This is a genomic window from Pseudoalteromonas shioyasakiensis, from assembly GCF_019134595.1.
In the GTDB taxonomy this organism is placed as follows: domain Bacteria; phylum Pseudomonadota; class Gammaproteobacteria; order Enterobacterales; family Alteromonadaceae; genus Pseudoalteromonas; species Pseudoalteromonas shioyasakiensis_A.
In genome coordinates this window covers 52,068-69,237 of sequence record NZ_CP077770.1, presented here as the reverse complement: position 1 = coordinate 69,237, position 17,170 = coordinate 52,068, and the positions used below count along the sequence as shown (strand labels likewise).

General features: G+C 41.7%; 21 protein-coding genes and 2 tRNA genes. 16 read left to right on the top strand and 7 right to left on the bottom strand.

What is annotated here, in order from left to right; all coding sequences use genetic code 11:
• Positions 1-8 precede the first annotated feature (8 nt).
• A complete protein-coding gene (locus KQP93_RS00380; RefSeq protein ID WP_054554628.1) occupies positions 9-479 on the top strand; it encodes a DUF2721 domain-containing protein in 471 nt (156 codons plus the stop codon).
• Between the two features lie 103 nt (positions 480-582).
• Positions 583-1,035, top strand: a complete 453-nt coding sequence (locus KQP93_RS00375) for a c-type cytochrome (protein WP_217875438.1) — start codon at positions 583-585, stop codon at positions 1,033-1,035.
• Positions 1,036-1,092: 57 nt separating this feature from the next.
• On the opposite strand, the gene KQP93_RS00370 is transcribed toward KQP93_RS00375, so the two are convergent.
• Positions 1,093-1,743: a cytochrome b/b6 domain-containing protein gene (locus KQP93_RS00370; RefSeq protein ID WP_217875437.1), complete on the bottom strand. Its 651-nt coding sequence runs from the start codon at positions 1,741-1,743 to the stop codon at positions 1,093-1,095.
• A 152-nt stretch (positions 1,744-1,895) separates the two neighbouring features.
• Between KQP93_RS00370 and KQP93_RS00365 the strand changes: the two genes are divergently transcribed.
• From KQP93_RS00365 to KQP93_RS00355, 3 genes are all read left to right on the top strand, one after another.
• Positions 1,896-2,603 carry an AzlC family ABC transporter permease gene (locus tag KQP93_RS00365; protein WP_254907699.1) on the top strand — a complete coding sequence of 236 codons (708 nt, stop codon included), beginning with the start codon at positions 1,896-1,898 and terminating at the stop codon, positions 2,601-2,603.
• Positions 2,600-2,899 carry an AzlD domain-containing protein gene (locus KQP93_RS00360; RefSeq protein WP_217875436.1) on the top strand — a complete coding sequence of 100 codons (300 nt, stop codon included), beginning with the start codon at positions 2,600-2,602 and terminating at the stop codon, positions 2,897-2,899. Before KQP93_RS00365 ends, KQP93_RS00360 begins: the two co-directional genes overlap by 4 nt.
• 107 nt (positions 2,900-3,006) lie before the next feature.
• Complete coding sequence (locus KQP93_RS00355) at positions 3,007-3,489, top strand: glutathione peroxidase (RefSeq protein WP_217875435.1); 483 nt, start codon at positions 3,007-3,009, stop codon at positions 3,487-3,489.
• A 54-nt stretch (positions 3,490-3,543) separates the two neighbouring features.
• Here the strand turns inward: KQP93_RS00355 and KQP93_RS00350 are convergent, their stop codons facing one another.
• The gene (locus KQP93_RS00350) at positions 3,544-3,732 is read right to left on the bottom strand and encodes a PA3496 family putative envelope integrity protein (protein WP_082389337.1); all 189 of its coding nucleotides are present in this window, start codon (positions 3,730-3,732) and stop codon (positions 3,544-3,546) included.
• A gap of 391 nt (positions 3,733-4,123) precedes the next feature.
• On the opposite strand from KQP93_RS00350, the gene KQP93_RS00345 reads away from it, so the two are divergent.
• Positions 4,124-4,924, top strand: a complete 801-nt coding sequence (locus tag KQP93_RS00345; RefSeq protein ID WP_217875434.1) for a YggN family protein — start codon at positions 4,124-4,126, stop codon at positions 4,922-4,924.
• 61 nt (positions 4,925-4,985) lie between these two features.
• Here KQP93_RS00345 and KQP93_RS00340 read toward each other — a convergent pair whose 3' ends face one another.
• Positions 4,986-6,428, bottom strand: a complete 1,443-nt coding sequence (locus tag KQP93_RS00340; protein WP_217875433.1) for an aminotransferase-like domain-containing protein — start codon at positions 6,426-6,428, stop codon at positions 4,986-4,988.
• A gap of 101 nt (positions 6,429-6,529) precedes the next feature.
• On the opposite strand from KQP93_RS00340, the gene KQP93_RS00335 reads away from it, so the two are divergent.
• Entirely contained in the window at positions 6,530-7,459 is a 930-nt protein-coding gene (locus tag KQP93_RS00335) for a DMT family transporter (RefSeq protein ID WP_217875432.1), read from the top strand.
• A 53-nt stretch (positions 7,460-7,512) separates the two neighbouring features.
• On the opposite strand, the gene KQP93_RS00330 is transcribed toward KQP93_RS00335, so the two are convergent.
• A complete protein-coding gene (locus tag KQP93_RS00330) occupies positions 7,513-8,361 on the bottom strand; it encodes a diacylglycerol/lipid kinase family protein (protein ID WP_217875431.1) in 849 nt (282 codons plus the stop codon).
• Positions 8,362-8,685: 324 nt separating this feature from the next.
• On the opposite strand from KQP93_RS00330, the gene KQP93_RS00325 reads away from it, so the two are divergent.
• The 5 genes from KQP93_RS00325 (at position 8,686) to KQP93_RS00305 (ending at position 10,736) form a co-directional block, all read left to right on the top strand.
• Positions 8,686-8,826 carry a hypothetical protein gene (locus KQP93_RS00325; protein ID WP_166341396.1) on the top strand — a complete coding sequence of 47 codons (141 nt, stop codon included), beginning with the start codon at positions 8,686-8,688 and terminating at the stop codon, positions 8,824-8,826.
• A 227-nt stretch (positions 8,827-9,053) separates the two neighbouring features.
• Positions 9,054-9,144 (top strand) — tRNA-Ser (locus tag KQP93_RS00320).
• Positions 9,145-9,197: 53 nt separating this feature from the next.
• A tRNA-Ser gene (locus KQP93_RS00315) sits at positions 9,198-9,290 on the top strand.
• Between the two features lie 108 nt (positions 9,291-9,398).
• Entirely contained in the window at positions 9,399-9,899 is a 501-nt protein-coding gene (locus KQP93_RS00310; protein WP_217875430.1) for a DUF4124 domain-containing protein, read from the top strand.
• A 69-nt stretch (positions 9,900-9,968) separates the two neighbouring features.
• The gene (locus tag KQP93_RS00305) at positions 9,969-10,736 is read left to right on the top strand and encodes an MBL fold metallo-hydrolase (RefSeq protein ID WP_217875429.1); all 768 of its coding nucleotides are present in this window, start codon (positions 9,969-9,971) and stop codon (positions 10,734-10,736) included.
• A 12-nt stretch (positions 10,737-10,748) separates the two neighbouring features.
• On the opposite strand, the gene KQP93_RS00300 is transcribed toward KQP93_RS00305, so the two are convergent.
• A complete protein-coding gene (locus KQP93_RS00300; protein ID WP_217875428.1) occupies positions 10,749-11,864 on the bottom strand; it encodes an aminotransferase class V-fold PLP-dependent enzyme in 1,116 nt (371 codons plus the stop codon).
• Complete coding sequence (locus tag KQP93_RS00295; protein WP_217875427.1) at positions 11,864-13,033, bottom strand: PrnB family protein; 1,170 nt, start codon at positions 13,031-13,033, stop codon at positions 11,864-11,866. The genes KQP93_RS00300 and KQP93_RS00295 overlap by 1 nt, the downstream gene beginning before the upstream one ends.
• A 113-nt stretch (positions 13,034-13,146) precedes the next feature.
• Here KQP93_RS00295 and KQP93_RS00290 point away from each other — a divergent pair, with 113 nt between their 5' ends.
• The 3 genes from KQP93_RS00290 to KQP93_RS00280 all read left to right on the top strand — a co-directional run bounded on the left by KQP93_RS00290 (position 13,147) and on the right by KQP93_RS00280 (position 16,180).
• Positions 13,147-13,608 carry an Lrp/AsnC family transcriptional regulator gene (locus KQP93_RS00290; protein ID WP_062566269.1) on the top strand — a complete coding sequence of 154 codons (462 nt, stop codon included), beginning with the start codon at positions 13,147-13,149 and terminating at the stop codon, positions 13,606-13,608.
• Positions 13,609-13,676: 68 nt separating this feature from the next.
• Positions 13,677-15,044: an alpha/beta hydrolase gene (locus KQP93_RS00285; protein WP_217875426.1), complete on the top strand. Its 1,368-nt coding sequence runs from the start codon at positions 13,677-13,679 to the stop codon at positions 15,042-15,044.
• Entirely contained in the window at positions 15,041-16,180 is a 1,140-nt protein-coding gene (locus KQP93_RS00280; RefSeq protein ID WP_217875425.1) for a GNAT family N-acetyltransferase, read from the top strand. The genes KQP93_RS00285 and KQP93_RS00280 overlap by 4 nt, the downstream gene beginning before the upstream one ends.
• Here the strand turns inward: KQP93_RS00280 and KQP93_RS00275 are convergent.
• Positions 16,157-16,747, bottom strand: a complete 591-nt coding sequence (locus KQP93_RS00275; RefSeq protein ID WP_217875424.1) for a DUF938 domain-containing protein — start codon at positions 16,745-16,747, stop codon at positions 16,157-16,159. The two genes, KQP93_RS00280 and KQP93_RS00275, sit on opposite strands and share 24 nt — an antisense overlap.
• A 182-nt stretch (positions 16,748-16,929) precedes the next feature.
• Here KQP93_RS00275 and KQP93_RS00270 point away from each other — a divergent pair, with 182 nt between their 5' ends.
• The gene (locus KQP93_RS00270; protein WP_054554610.1) at positions 16,930-17,124 is read left to right on the top strand and encodes a hypothetical protein; all 195 of its coding nucleotides are present in this window, start codon (positions 16,930-16,932) and stop codon (positions 17,122-17,124) included.
• Positions 17,125-17,170 lie beyond the last annotated feature (46 nt).

Sequence of the window (17,170 nt, the reverse complement as noted above, 5' to 3'; positions counted from 1 at the left end):
TCTTAAAAATGAATTCAGAAGTAATCAACATTCTTACCATGGCAAAAGTAATTCAAACAGCTGTTGCGCCCGTCTTTTTAATTACCGGTATTGCTGCAACATTAGGCGTGCTTTCCAACCGCTTGGCGCGTATTACCGATCGAGCGAGACAATTAGAACGCAAACTTAAAGTCAGTACTGATGAAGACTTCAATAAGTCATTAACAACGGAGCTAAGGGCACTGTTGAAACGCTCTCGCTGCATTCATATCGCATTTAGTTTAAGTGTACTCAGTGCCTTATTAGTATGTGCTGTGGTTATGTGTCTATTTTTATCGCATATCCAATCGATCAACTTAAGCGTGACAATTGCTAGCTGCTTTGTGGCCGCTATGGCGCTGTTGATATGTGGATTTTTATCTTTACTATGCGAGGTTTTCTTAGCAACAAGAAGCATGCGCCGCGGCATGATCTTCGCTGATATAGATATAAATGATTAAATTAAACTTAAGTTAAGATTAACCGCAATACACTTGAATATTATATTGAGCTAAGATACAACTCAGTTAGTTTATTTTTATGACATCTTAAGGGGCAAAAGGAATGAAATTAAAACAATTAGTATTAGGTGCAATGCTATCTACAATGGCACTAGGCGCATCAGCAAATTCTGTATTTGAAGAGCCAAGCGATGCAATCGAGTACCGTCAGGCAGCATTTTCAATGATCCGCGTACAAATTGGTGACATGGGCGATATGCTAAAAGGAAAAGTACCTTTTGATGCAGAACGCTTTCAAAAGCGTGCCGACAATGCAGCGGCATTATCTAAAATGCCTTGGGAAGCTTTCGTAGCGGGCTCTGATAAAGGCGATACATCTGCACTTGCAGCTGTGTGGAGCGACAACGAAACCTTTATGAAAAAAGCCGTTGCTTTCCAACAATATGCAGATGAGCTAGCAGTTGCAGCACAAAGCGGCGATAAAAAAGTAATTGGCAAAGCATTTGGCGCATGGGCTAAAGGCTGTAAAGATTGCCACAAGTCTTTCAAAGACTAGTTAAAAATTTGAACTAAAAAGGCGCTAAAAAGCGCCTTTTTTCATGTCTTGAAGTTGCTACCCAAGCAAATAGCTGAGCGGCTCTGCACCCCAAGTCGTAAATAGCACCACTAAGCACACTGCAAAAATAACAAAAGCGATCAGCGGCGATTTAGTAACAGGCTCAGTAACCGCAACTTGCTCACTATTACCCGTTAGCATAGGCTTCACTAAGTTTTTTCCTTTAATGCGGTAAATCACAATCGCCAATACATGCAACACAATGGCATACAACAAAATGTCAAAGTTTAAGTGATGTAACCAACCGGCAAAATCTACGGTATCTGAGGATACATGCGCCACCAGCGGGCCATCCGTTAATATATCGTCACTAGTCATTAAGCCAGAGGTTAGCTGCACAATGAGTAACGCAAAGAAGGCTATCACCATATAACTACCCGCCGCGCCGTGACCCGCCTTATGTTCATTGCTTGTAAACGATTTAATTGCAGCAACAGGTGAATGAATCAGCGCTGAGAGCTTTGCCGTTTTACTACCAATAAGGCCCCAAACAAGACGTGTAATAATAAGCGCTAGAGTGAAGTAGCCTGCAGCAAAATGCAGCTCCAACATACCTTCTTCAGCACTAAAATAGAGTGTTGCGATGGCCGCAACTAATAACCAATGGAAGCTTCTTATAAAGCCATCCCATACTTTAACTTTAGACATTGTAACTTTCCCTTTAAAAGACGCTTATAACTTGCAGATATGAAATTTCAACAACGGGTTCGGCTATACATTATTGCAAACTTCAGTTATTTTGACACACCTCTATTTCAGCTGTTTTGATCTGAGCCATAACAACAAACATGAGCGATAAGATGCATAAATCAACAATAAGAGCCTTGCTAAAAGGATTTTTCGACATGCTCCCCTTATGCCTCGCGGTGTTACCTTGGGGAATTTTATGTGGCTCGTTAGCAGTTCAAAATGGCTTCAGTGCTTTAGAAACACAAGCGATGTCGTTATTGGTATTTGCAGGTTCAGCACAGCTCGTTGCAATTGAATTAATGGCCGGCAACACGCCGCTTTTAACTATCTTATTTACCACACTCATTATTAGCTCACGGCACTTTTTATATGGTTTAGCTATTCGCCACAAAGTCATTGACCAACCCTTTCGTTGGCGACTGCCAGTGAGTTTTGTGCTAACCGATGAATTATTTGCTTTTTCGCATCATCACAAAGCCTACCGCACAAAAGTTCGCCTTATTTACGCACTCAGTGCCGGCTTTAGTTTTTATATTGCCTGGAATATCTGGACCTTACTAGGTATTGTCGCAGGAAGCTTACTTCCCGATTTAACACACCTTGGCCTTGATTTTGCCATCGCTGCCACGTTTATTGCTTTAGTTATTCCGGGAGTAAAGAACATTGCGACACTGGCTACAGTGATCACCGCAGGCGTTGTAGCAACACTATTAAAAAGTCAGGGCTTTCAACTTTGGCTTGTCACCGCAGCTCTTATCGCTATGACAGTGGGTTATCTAATTAGTCGCTGGCAAGCAAAAGAGGAGCATACACTATGATGACCACCATTTTATTAATGGCGTGTATCACCTTCTTCACACGTTACTTATTTTTGCACCGCGCATTACCGTTTAAAGTCGGCCCGAAAATGCAGCAATTTTTAAGTTTTAGCGCCCCTGCCGTACTCACCGCAATTTGGGTGCCCATTGTGTTTATTAATGACGAAGGAATAAATCTAGAGTGGCAAAACCCCTATCTAAGCGCTGCTGTTGTGTCTGTTATCGTGGCTTATAAAACACATAACATATACTACACAACACTGGCAGGGATGGGATTATTTATAATTTTAAGTTAGCTGCGATGCTTAACACCAAATAAGAAAAGCGCTGATTAAAATTTACCCTTTTAGAAAAACTCCAAGCAAGTTAGAATCAATGCAACAATAATAAAAAAGTTATCATTATGAGCGAATTTCACCAACTCTCAGCCACCAGCCTACAAGGCCAAACCGTTGACTTTTCTGATTTTGAAAACAAGGTCGTACTTGTTGTAAATACAGCAAGTAAATGTGGCTTCACTCCACAATATGAAGGCTTACAAGCACTGCATGAAAAGTATCATGAGCAAGGCTTAGTGATAATTGGTTTTCCTTGTAACCAATTTGGTAAACAAGAACCAGGTGATGCAAAAGAAATTAAAGAAGGCTGCCTAATTAACTATGGCGTTAGCTTTTTAATGATGAGCAAAGTCGATGTGAATGGCGAACATGCTCACCCTGTTTTTAGATACCTAAAATCAGAGTTACCAGGTTTTATCACCCGCAAAATAAAATGGAACTTCACCAAATTTTTAATTGGTAAAGATGGCAAGGCCATTAAGCGATATGCGCCACTTACAAAGCCTGAACAGCTCGAATCAGACATCGCAGCTGCACTGAGCAAATAACAAAGCATAAAAAAGCAATAAAGAGGCAAATTGCCTCTTTATCTAAATTAATGCTTAGTCGTTCAAGTACTCGTCAAAGTCGTCATCGCCTAAGTTTCTGCGCAAGCGTTTTTGCTCAAGATAGTCTTCCAACTTCTTCTTTACGCGTTGCTTTTTCTTGTCGTGTTGATTACGCCCGACCATTTCGTACTCGTCTTCAACAAAATCGTCATCTAGCGCGTCATAACTAAATGTCTTACCCACAACCCACTCCATAAAGTGTTTGAGACCAATTCTTGAGATTAAAATTTGCTCGATGAATTGGCAAAGATTAAAAAGCTCAGTAGTAATTTAGTATCTAAAAAACCACCAAAATAAAGCCATACACCCATGCTAAATAGGTCATATGTCAATATTGTGAATAAATAGCGCTAAATTTGATTTCTGAAAAGTGAGAGTTTTTTATCGTTTCGATAAGAGTCATTTATGCATGTGTATTTTTTAGTTAATTTGACTAAAAAATGGTTAAAAAGTTACTCTCCGCAATTTTTAAAAAAGCCTAAAAATACAGCAAGCAATTGAATTAATTAAATTTATAAATTTTGGCATTCAATTTGATTATGTATTAGTGTCATTTCAAACAGGAAAGAAAAAAATGAAAAAGTTATTGTTAGTAAGTTCTTTATTTATCGCTACCGGCGCAATGGCTCATAACGATAATGATACAAATATTTCATTCAGCGGTGAGCAGTGTGATGTTGAATTTATAAATGATGTACGCATCACACCAAGCGAGTTAGAAGTATACACAGCCGATAATCGCACTATGAAAATCATCGATCAGAACACTTTATATATCGATGGTCAAAGCGTGTCGCTTGATGCTTCACAACAGCAAGCAATTGCAGATTACTCAGACAGCTTACGCAGCCAACTTCCTGAAGTAGCAAATATCGCACTTGATGGCGTAAAAATAGCAGGTGTAGCCATCGAAGAAGTATCAAATGCTTTCAATATTGATGGCCTAAGCGACATTTCAGAATTAATGGACGATATCAGCGTAGAAGTACAAAACGCTTTCTATCAGCAAGGTGCGTTCACCATGGGTCAGCAAAATTTCGAAAAATTTGGCCAAAACTTTGAAGACCAATTCGATGAGCAAATTGAATCGGCTGTAGAGTCAGCCATGATGCAATCAATGGGCAGCATTTTAGTGGCACTAGGTTCTGAGCTTTTAGGTTCAGGTGGCGACATGGATGAGTTTGAGCAACGTATGGAAAACATGGGCGCACAAATAGAAGCACGCGTAGAAACACAGGCAGCTCAACTTGAAGAACGAGCAGATGCATTATGCGGCAGCTTTGCTGATATCGCTCATAAAGAGCAAGAGCTAGTTGTTCTAGTACCAGAGCTAAAAGAGTATCAACTATTTACTTTCAAACAGAACGCAGAGTAATGAATTAACATCCCTGAACCAAAACACTTGGTCCTTTGCGCAGAGCTTGCTCTGCGCTTTTTTATTTTTTGGCCAGCGCAGTCAGTTGCGATAACGTTTTAATCGCCTGCTCTAAGTTTTCAGACCAAGGCAAGCCATAACTTAAGCGAAAACAGCTACGGTACTTTTTACCCGCTGAGAATATCAACCCTGGAGTAATGCTGATCCCCGCCTCTAGTGCCAAATGGAATAACTTTACCGCATCATATTGGCTACCAAGGTCAACCCAGATAACACAGCCCCCTTGCGGGTTACTTATACGCGCACAACTTGGCATATATTGCTGCAGGCACCAAATCATTCGCTCTTTGTTGGTACTTAAGCGCTGTCTAAGCAAACGAATGTTACGGTCGTACTCACCGCTAGCTATAAACTCATACAAGGTCCACTGGTTTATAAGTGGCGCAGAGCAACTAAGCGCGCGTTTGTGTCGCCTTGCTTGCTCTGCAAACTTACCAGCAATGATCCAACCTATGCGGTAACTAGGGGCAGCTGTTTTTGAAAACGACGCGCAGGTGATCACTAAGCCCTTTTTTGAATAGGCCTGTGCAGGAGTGGCACGCTTAGCTGTAAAATGTAAGTCGCCATAAACATCATCCTCAATAAGTACCACGTCGCGTTGCTCTAAAAGTGCCACTAATTGCTCACGCTTGGCATCAGGCATAAAACTGCCAACTGGGTTATTTAATGAGGTTGAAAACACACAGGCTTTTATATCATGCTCATCGAGTGCTTGAGCCAAATCATCTAGCCATATTCCTTCATCGGGGCACAGCGGTACTTCCAGCGCCTTTAAACCTAAGCTTTCAATTAATTCGATAATGCCAAAATAACAAGGCGACTCGATAGCAATAACATCACCGGGTTTAGCGACACACTTAAGGGCAATCGCCAACGCTTCTTGAGCACCATTGGTGATCACTAATTCATCGCTATCAACCCCAATGCCAAAGTCCAAATAGCGATGAATGAGTTGTTTTTTAAGTGGTGCAAAACCATCCATCGGGCCGTAATTAATTGCCGATGCGCCAGCCAGTGTCATTACTCGGCGCATTGTTCGTGCCAGTGCTTTATCTGTTGGTGCAGCGGCTACAGGGTTAGCGATACCAAATGGCACCACATTAGCCTTATGGATAGCGCTATAGACTTGCTCTATTAAGCCTTGCTTATTGACAGTGGTAGGCTCTCGACTGAGCCTAACTCGCTTTGGACGGGACTGATTTAACTGTGAAGACTTTAAAAAGTAGCCTGACTTTTCTCTGGCTTCGATCAGCCCTTGCCCTTCAAGTAATTGATACGCTTGCTTTACCGTAGGAATACTAATGTTGAGCTTGTCTGCCATTTTTCTGAGCGAAGGTAATTTTTCACCCGGTAATAACGAGCCTTGCAAGCATAGATCCCTAACTAGCTGAATAACTTGTTGATATAAGAACTCACTGTTACTACGACTGATAACTTGTGACATAGCCCACCAAACTGTATAGGTTGCATTTCTAGTTTTCTGTATATGTTAAGTATACAGAAGAGGATTAAAATGAACATACTTTCAATTTTTGGGTACTAACTATGAAAAGCGCCGCTCTCTACCTTGCTACAGTGCTGATCTGGGGATCGACTTGGCTAGCTATTGAGTTTCAACTAGGTGATGTTGCTGTTGAGGTCTCTTTATTTTATCGCTTTGCCATTGCAGCCATTTTAATGTGGGCCTTTGTGCTCGTGAAAAAGCTCCCTATGCAATATTCACTGCGTGATCACGGATTTTTTGCATTATTGGCTTTATTTAACTTTGGTTTAAATTATTTAGTGCTGTATTGGGCGCAGAACTTTCTCACCTCAGCAATGGCCTCAATTGCCTTTTCGATGTTGCTATTAATGAACATTATTAACACCCGCTTGTTCTTCGCAAAACCGATTGCTAAGCGAATTTACTTTGGCGCTCTACTCGGCGTAATGGGTATTGCCAGCTTGTTTTGGCCACAAATTCAGCAATTCGACTTGAGTAATGGTGCATTGGTCGGGTTACTACTTGCGTTGTCTGGGACCTTTGTGGCTTCATTGGGAAATATGGTCAGTGTTCGAAACTCTCAGCGTAATATTGGCGTACTTCAGGGCAATGCCTGGGGCATGTTATACAGCGCTTTAGGGCTAGCTGCTTATGTTTTAGTAAGCGACGTTGAGCTGACATTGAATGCCCCAACCAGCTATTGGGTATCGCTCTTCTATTTAGCAGTATTTGGTACCGTAATCGCATTTGCTTGTTACTTCGCGCTACTTAAAAATATCGGCCCTGAGCGAGCAAGCTATGTAATCGTATTGTTCCCGCTGGTTGCAGTGGTCTTAAGCACCTTTTTTGAAGGATTTGAATGGCAAGCGAATACCTTTATGGGCTTTAGCTTGGTGTTATTCGGTAATGCTATCGTGCTAACTCCAACTCGACAAATTAAAGCATTTTTTGCTGCGCGTAACTTACAGCAAAGAAGCTCCATCCCCAGTTAGAAGTGACTATGTCGCCTCTAACACCAAGCGCTGGCAAATTTGCCGGCGCTTTTTTATGGCATATGAAAACGAAGTGCTTGTTTGTGTATCTTAACGTTAGCCGGAGTAAAACCAACAAGCTCACCATCGGCTTCTATAGCCAACCCTTTCGTTGTGACCTCGGCAGTTGTTAACCGGGTATATTCTAGCGCGTGCAAACCATGATGCTTTACGAGCAGCAAATACAAAAAGCTGACCAGGTTTTTCAACAAACCGCCAGCTGGCATGCAGTAGCAATCAAGCTGACCATCATTTAACTTTGCTCGAGGGGCAATCTTTAAGCCACCACCAAAGTAATGATGATTAGCAAAAATCGTCGCTAAATTACTGTAGTTGAGTGCTTTACCATTAAACTCACCCTGAAGTGAACGTGCCTGAAATGAAAATAGCTGTTTGATGCCCTGCCAAGTGTAGCCAAACGAGCTAAAACTTCCGGCTTTATTTAGTTGAGTCACGACTTCGGCGTCAAAACCTATTCCCGCCACATTAATAAAATAGCGCTGATTGATTTGCCCAACATCGATTAACTCCGTACGGCTATTAAAAACAGCGTCATACCAAGCCTGTTGCTTACACGCAAAGCCACGAGCAAAATCATTTCCTGTGCCTGCCGGAATTAACGCGATAGAACAGCGACTCGTCATTAATGCATTAACGGCTAAATGCAGCGTTCCATCGCCACCAATCACCACAACTTGGGTCTGGTTTTTAGCCAAAAGCGCAATATCAGCGCAATCATTCTCAAATTTGCCTGTGGTTAAATACAATTCAGGCTCAATCTGTCTTTTGTTACATTCTTTTAGTAGCCAATCAACACTGTTTTTATGATTTTTTTTGTCACTTGGCTTTATTATTATCAACATCAACGGTTACTTCTTTTCTTGCATGGCAAAAACACCACACTCGTTCAAATTATATTAATCTGAATAATTAATCACTTTCTCACTCTAAAAACGCATAAATAAAAAAGCCAAAAGCCAAAAACCTTTATTTACTTGCACTTCAACGCAAACGCAATTGCATAAGCATGCAAAATACCACTAAGACAAAAACTTAACCCTATGTTAATAAAAGGATTTTGGATTAGAAAAAGTTATCCGAAAGACTCAATTTTTATCGTTTTATTTTTGTCCAGTTTGATTGCAAAATACTCACGTTTTCAACCAAACACAACCCGGAGCAAAGTAATGAACCCAATTAATACATTAAATCAAAACGCTGCAACTCATGTTGCCGTAAAACCAACAAACCGCAAAGCAAAAATGTTGGCAAAACTAAATCGCTACGGCAAAAAGTTAGCTCTTGGCGGCGCAGTACAACACAAGTAATCCCCAACCATGGTTACTTTATCGGTGCAGTAAACACCCAACCACTAACGAAGATCCTTCTTTAGCTCCTCCGTTTACTGCTCCACCCCTCTTCTTTTAAGTTAAAAACAGCAATAAATTAAACCTTTTTACAAAAAACTCCCTCTTTACGCTCAAAAAACAAGCAAACAAACTTTTTCCTATTTACACAGCCGATTCAGCTAAGTATTATTCTCGCATCACGACGTGGAGAGATGGCAGAGTGGTCGAATGCACCGGTCTTGAAAACCGGCAGGGGTTTGTAGCCCCTCTAGGGTTCAAATCCCTATCTCTCCACCACTTATTTTTATTTGTTGATTAATTTCAGCAAATTACAATCAGAATTATGCGCTGGAGAGGTGGCCGAGTGGCCGAAGGCGCTCCCCTGCTAAGGGAGTATAGGGTTTGTAGCTCTATCGAGGGTTCGAATCCCTCCTTCTCCACCATTTTATTGTTAAAAACCGCTTTTTAGCGGTTTTTTTATGCCCGAAAACTTGCACTCCTCATTATATTTCATGCATGCTAAGTATCTATTTGCTACACAAAGTGATGCTATGTTTCGTTTTGCATTTTTTACTCTTGCCCTACTTGCCAGCGCCAACAGTCAAGCCACTATTTATAAGTGCATGATTGACGGTGTTGCCACTTTTACAGAGAAACCTTGTGGAAAAGATGCAGTAATCGTGAAAATTGCACCGCCACCAGCAACTAGCCAAACACCAGCTACAGAGCAGCCGCAAAAGCCAAACAAACCTGCCGACTTAAGTGTTGAAGATTATTTAAAAATTCAAAAAGCCGATCGCGAAATAGACCGCCTTCAGCTAGAAATCAAAGAGCTACAAAAGAAGCAAAGTGAGCGCATCGATAAACTCAATAATATGACGCAAGATGCCGCAAATAGGTTAGGCGCAGCGTCTATTGATGATGCTATCAGCAAACAAAGTGAGCGTATTAACGCTTACTATAAAAGCCAAATCAGCATCCTCGAAAAACAGGTAGCACAGTTAGAAGAAAACAAAAAGCAGCTCAAAGAGCGAGGCACGCAATCCAATTAGCTTAACTTACCAAAACTGGTCAGACATGATATAACAACATTTGCTGATTTAGTTTAGGGGTCAATTGATTTGCACATTCACACGCTCGAAGGTTATATTCAAAATATCTATTTAGTTGAATATCCAGATAAATTGATGCTGCTTGATGGGTGTTGCCGTGCTGATGTTGATACAGTATTTGACTATATTACCGAACAACTAAAGCGCCCTATCACTGACTTAAAACTGATTGTAGTCACCCATATGCACCCAGATCATGCCGGTGGAGCGCATGCACTAAGAAAGTTAAGTGGCGGTAAAATAGCGACGTCGAATGCTCCAGGTCAATGGTATAGAGGCATTGATGGTTTCTTAATGCATTTAACCGATATCGCTTTAGCTTGGTGGGTCGCAGGTAGGTTAAATAAAAAACGGCACAACCTTTGGTACAGCCGCCATCTAGATGCAGATTATTACCTTGCTACTGATGCAACCCTACCCGGCTTTGACGATTGGCAAGCACTACATAGCCCAGGTCACACTGACCGAGATATTAGCCTTTATCATATTCCTAGCGAGCGAATTTACATTGCTGATTTACTGGTAAAAGTAAAAGGACAGCTTGTGCCACCCTTTCCTGTTTTTTACCCAAAGCTGTATTTAAGCTCTTTGTTGATGCTAAAAGCGCTACAACCAAAACGGATTATGTTTGCCCACAGCAACGAAGTCAGTATTGATGACATCGACTTTGAGCAAATTTTAGCGCTGGTCCCCGAAAAACCAATGACGCACTGGCGTTCTGTCAAAGCAAAAGCTCGACAAGCTCTTAACGTAATACCAACTCGCAATAACACTTAATTAAGCGTTTTGTTATAAAGCGCTTTTCACAGTCGCGATAAAAGTATCTATATCCTGCTGATCATTATAAATATGAGCAGAGACTCTTAAGCCTAAGTGACGTTCATCAACCGCAATATTCGCTGCAATAAGCGCAGCTTTAACAGCCGCTTGTTGCTCGCCAAAATGCATAATAGCCGTTCCAGAGCATTTGTCAGCCTGTATTGGTGAGCGCATATAATCAGCCAATTGGTCATGAAACTGAGCGAGCATTGCTAAGTTATGAGCGCGTACTTTCTCAATCCCAAGCTCTACAAAGTAATTAATACTATGCGAAGCCAGAATATAAGGTGCAACTGAAGGGGTACCGCCCCAAAAGCGCAACGCGGTTTGATGATAAGCAAAGTGCTTAATATCAAATTCAAAAGGATTTTGATGAGAAAACCAGCCAACATCTTGTGGCTGACAAAGTGATAGCTGCTTGCTGTTAACCCATAAATAAGCAGCACCCGGTCCACCACATAGCCATTTGACACTTGAGCCCAGCATAAAATCGGCATCAAGCTTAGTTAAGTCGACCTCTAAAATGCCCGCAGACTGCGCAACATCAAGTAAGCTCAATGTGTTGTGTTGCTTTGCGATATTGATAATTTCATAAATAGGCGCTTGCTGACCCGTATTTGAATAAACATGGCTAATAAAGACTAAATCAATATCATTATTCGCTAAATATGACTGCCAAACCTGCGCATCGGTTAAGTCTTCATGCTTATCAATAAACACGATTTCAGCACTTTCCGGTAAGGCTTTTTGCATCGCAAAACCCATGCTTGGAAAGTCACTTTCTGCCATTAACACTTTGCAATTCTCTTGCTGCAGTCGCGGGTGCGACATCAACAGCTTGGTTAAACCGCTCGATAAGTTAACTTGTGGACAAAATAACTCACTTTGCGAGTTAAATAATTTAGCGAGACTACTCGTAAATGCCTCAACACCTTGCAACCACTGTTGCCATGGTTCTTTATTTTCATTTTGCCAAGCAGCAAAAAACTGCTGATGAAAATGCTGCTCAGCAGATTTTAAGGGGCGCCCAACAGAGTGGTTAAGCAAATAGCTGCCTTGTGGAATTACAAAATCGTTTTTGTTCATTACTTAATCCACTGCTTTAACTTAGTTAAATCATCAAACCGAGTGCGTATATCGTCCCGTTTAGCTGCCGCACGGCGATCACGTAACTGCTCTAATGAGTTAAGTAACACATGCAAAGGCGGCCCACTGGCTGTGACTTTATCCATATGTTGTTGCTGCATTTGCTGTGAAGGCTGCGCAATGTATTTACTGACCAATTGATTATGGTGGCCAATGGCTGTATCACCATGCAGTTTACACACTTGAATGAACAGCTTTAAGTTAGTTTGTAACCATTCGCTATCGCGCTCAGCTTCTGCCGCTAAAAAGTCATCCATAATGCTTGTCATACGCATGCTTTCACGCAGGATCTGCTGATCTTCAGGCATCATATACAAGAATTTATCCACCAGCATTTGCGAGTAGCTAGGTTCATTGGCAAAACAAAGACCAAGTAATAAGTCGATGACGTTAATGCCCGCAAAATCACCGGCATTCGCGCCACGATATACCTCTTTGCCTACTCGATACGGTTTGTAATACGGGCGTACACAATAGAAAAAGCGGTCTGTATCGAGCTTGTTGTATAGCGTATTGTTCGACTCAATCACATCAAGCAATGCTTGTTTTGCCACTGCGAGTAAATCTGCCGCGATAGGGTGCGATATCCCTAACGGCTGAATTTTTAGTAAAGCATCTGCCGCGCGCTTATACGCTAAAATGCCCTTGGTATTGTAATCGACAAAGGTTTTCTCATCTTCAAGGTCAGTAAAGCGCTTATACAAACCATCAACCGCTTTATTGTGGGTTGTTAAATGCGCCGTTGCAAAACGCGGGGTTACACCAATAGATGCACCAATGTGCATTGCCAACGCAGAAGCTTCAACTAGCGGAGAACTTGTTTCACGCGAAGGCTCAGTGATCTCATGACGACGGCATGCCGCCATATACAAGCCTACATTACCTAACAAATCGAAGGCGTTATCAAAGCCTTCATCGGTATTGCCCTCTGCCAGTAAGGCACGAATATGCTCATTACCCTCTTGCTCTAATTGACGCTTAAGGTGCTCACCGACACCCTCTACATTCGCTTTATCGTCTTGTTGCCAATATAGTTTTTCTAATTCGCTGTTGATCTCAACAAAACGGGTGCGAAGCCAGCTATCAAATGCCTTGGTGTTCTCAGTCACAGGCTCACTCCAAAATAATTATATTGCGGTAATGTTAACAGAGTTCAATGAGTGCTAATCGCCAAAATATAGACTAGAATCCACCTAGATTAGTGAAAATCACTCAAATAAAAATGAAATTAGATAAAAAAGACCAACAATTACTTAATGCTTTGCAGGATAATGCGAGAACTTCTGTCTCGGAGCTGGCACACTCGGTTAGCCTCTCCGATACCCCTTGCCTACGCCGCATTAAAAAGCTCGAATCAGCAAATGTGATCAGTGGTTACCATGCTGCCATCAATCCTAAAGCCGTTGATTTAAATGTGTCTGTGTATGCCTTTGTTCGCTTAAACCAGAACTCAGTTGCCGCTGCTGAGCAATTTGAACAGCAGGTTGAGAAGCTTGACCATGTGCTTGAGTGTTCTGTTATTTCAGGCAGTTATGATTACTTGCTGAAGATCGTTGCCGCTGACTTAGAAAGCTATGAAAGCTTTGTGAAACATAAATTAGGTAGTATTGATTGTATTGCTAACATCGAATCGACAGTAGTCTTAAAACAAGCGTTCACTAAGCGTCATTTACCGCTCGCTTGACGCAGCTTGCTTGCAAATAAAACATAACTCAATAAGCTAAAAACAGGCTTTAAAAGGATGCTTAAAATATGAAATTCATCAACTTAGTTGCTATCTCTTGGGCCATCAGTGGGCTATTTAGCAGCTCATTAATGGCGCAGCAACAAACCTGCCTTACTCAGCTTGAAGACCAAGAACTGATGATGAAAAGTAAGCGCGAAGGACTGTTTAGAGAGCCATTACCACGCACCCATAGCACCTTTAGCTATAATATCGAGCAAGCATTTAGTGACTATTTAACAGCGGCTTACCTGCAAATTAGTAGCGAAAACCCGCGTGCTAGTTTGCCATGCCCTGTTTACACAGACACCTATCAGCAGCTTGTTGCACAAGGCGCTCGACCAGCTAACGCGACTGTTGCCGATTTAATAAGCCCATTTGAACTTAAACAGGCCGATAGCCGTAAAGCCGTGCTCTTGATCCACGGTTTAACCGACTCACCCTTTACCTATCACGACCTTGCACAAGTGTATTATCAACAAGGGTATACGGTACGCACAATTTTACTACCTGGGCATGGTACCGCTCCTGCAGCACTTAGAGACATAGATGCCGATGATTGGCAAAAAGCTAGCGTGTATGCCATTGAACGCACATTAAAAGACTTTGATCAGGTGATATTAGGGGGCTACTCAACCGGCGCTGCACTGGTTATTGATTACTTAACTCAAGGCCCTGTCGATAATAAAATTACTGCTGCTATGTTGTTTTCACCGGCAAGCGAGCCACACAATAAAAACGGTTGGCTGGCGAAATGGGTCGATGCAATTCCATTTGTGAATTGGATTGATAAAGACGCGGATCTTGATTTTGCCAAGTATGAGTCGTTTCCATTTAGTGCAGCCTCAGCTAGTCACGAAGCAATGAGCCGTATTAGCCTCGATGAACTACGTCATCGCCAACTCCCTAACGTAGCGATATTTAGCACCTTTAGTGATGTTGACACCACAATAGATAACCAAGCGACATTTAAGATTTTAACTAAGCTGCACGACCCAAAAACGCGCAAGAATAACCAGCTTGATCGCCTTGTATACTATGGTGACGACAACAACATCCCAGCCAGCTTTCCAGCTGATTACCAAATAATTCGTGATGACTGCGACACCGATGACTGTAAAAAAATCAAAGGGATGTCACATATTAGTATTGTTAATAAACCCAGCAACCCTTACTACGGTCGCACAGCATTGTATCGCAATTGCGGAAGCTACTTAGATGACGACACGCTTTATACAGCCTGCAAATACCAAAAAGACGTTGTGATGGGTGAACGCACAGTCGAAAATTTACAAGCGCACAAACCCTTTGCACGACTCACGTTTAACCCTTATTTCGATAAGCTTGCTATGCATATCAACGGTTTCATCAAAGATATTGAATCGGCTGCACAATGAGTGAGTTTAGCCACCGCTGGTTTAATCAAATAAGTGAGATTGATGCCACTCTTTGGCAATCATTTTTTGATGATACGCCCTTTACTGATCACGCATTTTTAGCGGCTTTAGAACAAACAGGCTGTGTGAGTAAAGAATCAGGCTGGCAACCTATGCACCTAGCAATTTACCAGCAAGAACAGGTCGTAGCCTTACTACCCGGGTATCTAAAACACCACTCTTATGGTGAATATGTATTTGACTGGGCTTGGGCTGAAGCCTATCAACAACATGGCTTAGAGTATTACCCCAAATGGCTGTGTGGCGTACCATTCACACCTATTGCTGGGCAACGAATTAGTATAAATCACAATAAGCCCGCTGAAGTCTATGCGTATATTCAGCACATACTCACAGCAACAGCAGCGCAGTTCGGCTGGTCAGGTTGGCATATAAATTTTTGCCACCAGCAACAAGCGACTGCATTAACTAGCGATACCGTAATGCAACGTCATGGCGTGCAGTTTCAGTGGTTTAATGAAGGCTATAATTGCTTTGAGGACTTTTTAGCTTCACTCACCGCAAGAAAGCGTAAATCGCTCAAAAAAGAACGCGCTAAAATAACTGAACAGCAGATAGCCGTAGAATGGATAGATGGTGCTGACATCAGCAAACAGCACATGCAGCAATTTAGTCATTTTTACCGCCAAACCTATTTAAAGCGCTCAGGCCACAATGGTTATTTGAATACCGCCTTTTTCGAGTTATTGCAGCAAAGCATGGCCGACAAACTGGTGCTAATGTTCGCTAAATATCAAGGAGAGGTGATTGCCGCCACACTCAGTTTTAAAGATCAGAATTGTTTATATGGTCGTTACTGGGGAACGAACTATGAGCTCGATAGTTTGCACTTTGAGCTTTGCTATTACCAAGGCATTGAATACTGCATTGCCAACAAACTTAAACAGTTCCATTCTGGCGCGCAAGGTGAGCATAAAATAAGTCGCGGTTTTAAGCCCGTATCTACCTATTCACTGCATCATATTCAGCACGGTGATTTTGCAGCTGCCATTAGCGATTTTATAACTAGAGAACGCCAACATATGGCGCTCTATAAAGCCCAATGCGAAAGCTTACTGCCTTTTAAACAGCAATAATTGGTTGTTCGCTGGCATTTGCACATCTTCAACAAAGAATAAGCCAGCTTGCTCTGCAAGTTGGCAAATCGCTTCAAAATCACGAATCGCACTATTTGCATCTTGCTGTTTTAAAAAAGCATCGAATTCAGCATTACTGGCACTGGTATACTTACCTTGGTACTTAAATGGTCCATAAATACACAATTTACCTTTAGGCGCTAAATGCTTTGCTACACCTTGAAAAAAACGCTCAACCAGTGGCCAGCTAATTATGTGCATTGTGTTCGCAGTGAAAATGGCATTCACTGTTTCAACCGGCCAAGGATCATTAAGGTCAAGTGTAAGTGGCGCATGCAAGTTAGTTAATGCAGCTTCTTGATGCCATTGTAAAATCCCCGGGTGATTAACCTCGCGATCACTACAACGCCACTGCAAATGTGCTAAATGCGTTGCAAAATGCACACTATGTTGCCCAGTACCTGAGCCGACTTCTAATACATCCGTCACATCAGAAAAAAACGCTTCTAATACGTTTAAAATAGGTAATTTGTTGTTTTCACAGGCTTGAGAGAAGGGTTTATCCATACAAATTAGTGCACCATGTTTGGTAATTAGTGCACAACAGTAAAGCAAAAATAAATAGCAAAGTCGCGGTGAATTTATTAGTTAAAAATATAAAAGCAATATTTTCAATAAGTTATGATGTTGAACAATATTGGTACAGCTTATGCTATCTCATAAGTGAATTAACCAATAGGAGCAATATTATGTATATCTCACCCTACACCGCTGTAGATGCAGCACTTGCAGCCAGCGAACGTGCTGAAAGCGAAAAAGCCGCCTTAACAAGTTGTGACGACAGAGCAACCGTGATCGATCTTCTTTCTCAATGTAACAAAGAAAATGTACAGGCGCCGAAAAAACATGAAACAGACCAGATTTTTATTCTCGGCTACAATTAATCACACACAGTTAATCCATTCAGTCTTAGCTTCATTATATAAGACT

What these genes read in the sequence shown, in the direction of transcription:
- KQP93_RS00380 (WP_054554628.1), top strand. Translation starts at nt 9, where the DNA reads ATGAATTCAGAAGTAATCAACATTCTTACCATGGCAAAAGTAATTCAA.
- KQP93_RS00375 (WP_217875438.1), top strand. Translation starts at nt 583, where the DNA reads ATGAAATTAAAACAATTAGTATTAGGTGCAATGCTATCTACAATGGCA.
- KQP93_RS00370 (WP_217875437.1), bottom strand. Translation starts at nt 1,743, where the DNA reads ATGTCTAAAGTTAAAGTATGGGATGGCTTTATAAGAAGCTTCCATTGG.
- KQP93_RS00365 (WP_254907699.1), top strand. Translation starts at nt 1,896, where the DNA reads ATGCATAAATCAACAATAAGAGCCTTGCTAAAAGGATTTTTCGACATG.
- KQP93_RS00360 (WP_217875436.1), top strand. Translation starts at nt 2,600, where the DNA reads ATGATGACCACCATTTTATTAATGGCGTGTATCACCTTCTTCACACGT.
- KQP93_RS00355 (WP_217875435.1), top strand. Translation starts at nt 3,007, where the DNA reads ATGAGCGAATTTCACCAACTCTCAGCCACCAGCCTACAAGGCCAAACC.
- KQP93_RS00345 (WP_217875434.1), top strand. Translation starts at nt 4,124, where the DNA reads ATGAAAAAGTTATTGTTAGTAAGTTCTTTATTTATCGCTACCGGCGCA.
- KQP93_RS00340 (WP_217875433.1), bottom strand. Translation starts at nt 6,428, where the DNA reads ATGTCACAAGTTATCAGTCGTAGTAACAGTGAGTTCTTATATCAACAA.
- KQP93_RS00335 (WP_217875432.1), top strand. Translation starts at nt 6,530, where the DNA reads ATGAAAAGCGCCGCTCTCTACCTTGCTACAGTGCTGATCTGGGGATCG.
- KQP93_RS00330 (WP_217875431.1), bottom strand. Translation starts at nt 8,361, where the DNA reads ATGTTGATAATAATAAAGCCAAGTGACAAAAAAAATCATAAAAACAGT.
- KQP93_RS00325 (WP_166341396.1), top strand. Translation starts at nt 8,686, where the DNA reads ATGAACCCAATTAATACATTAAATCAAAACGCTGCAACTCATGTTGCC.
- KQP93_RS00310 (WP_217875430.1), top strand. Translation starts at nt 9,399, where the DNA reads ATGTTTCGTTTTGCATTTTTTACTCTTGCCCTACTTGCCAGCGCCAAC.
- KQP93_RS00300 (WP_217875428.1), bottom strand. Translation starts at nt 11,864, where the DNA reads ATGAACAAAAACGATTTTGTAATTCCACAAGGCAGCTATTTGCTTAAC.
- KQP93_RS00290 (WP_062566269.1), top strand. Translation starts at nt 13,147, where the DNA reads ATGAAATTAGATAAAAAAGACCAACAATTACTTAATGCTTTGCAGGAT.
- KQP93_RS00285 (WP_217875426.1), top strand. Translation starts at nt 13,677, where the DNA reads ATGAAATTCATCAACTTAGTTGCTATCTCTTGGGCCATCAGTGGGCTA.
- KQP93_RS00280 (WP_217875425.1), top strand. Translation starts at nt 15,041, where the DNA reads ATGAGTGAGTTTAGCCACCGCTGGTTTAATCAAATAAGTGAGATTGAT.
- KQP93_RS00275 (WP_217875424.1), bottom strand. Translation starts at nt 16,747, where the DNA reads ATGGATAAACCCTTCTCTCAAGCCTGTGAAAACAACAAATTACCTATT.
- KQP93_RS00270 (WP_054554610.1), top strand. Translation starts at nt 16,930, where the DNA reads ATGTATATCTCACCCTACACCGCTGTAGATGCAGCACTTGCAGCCAGC.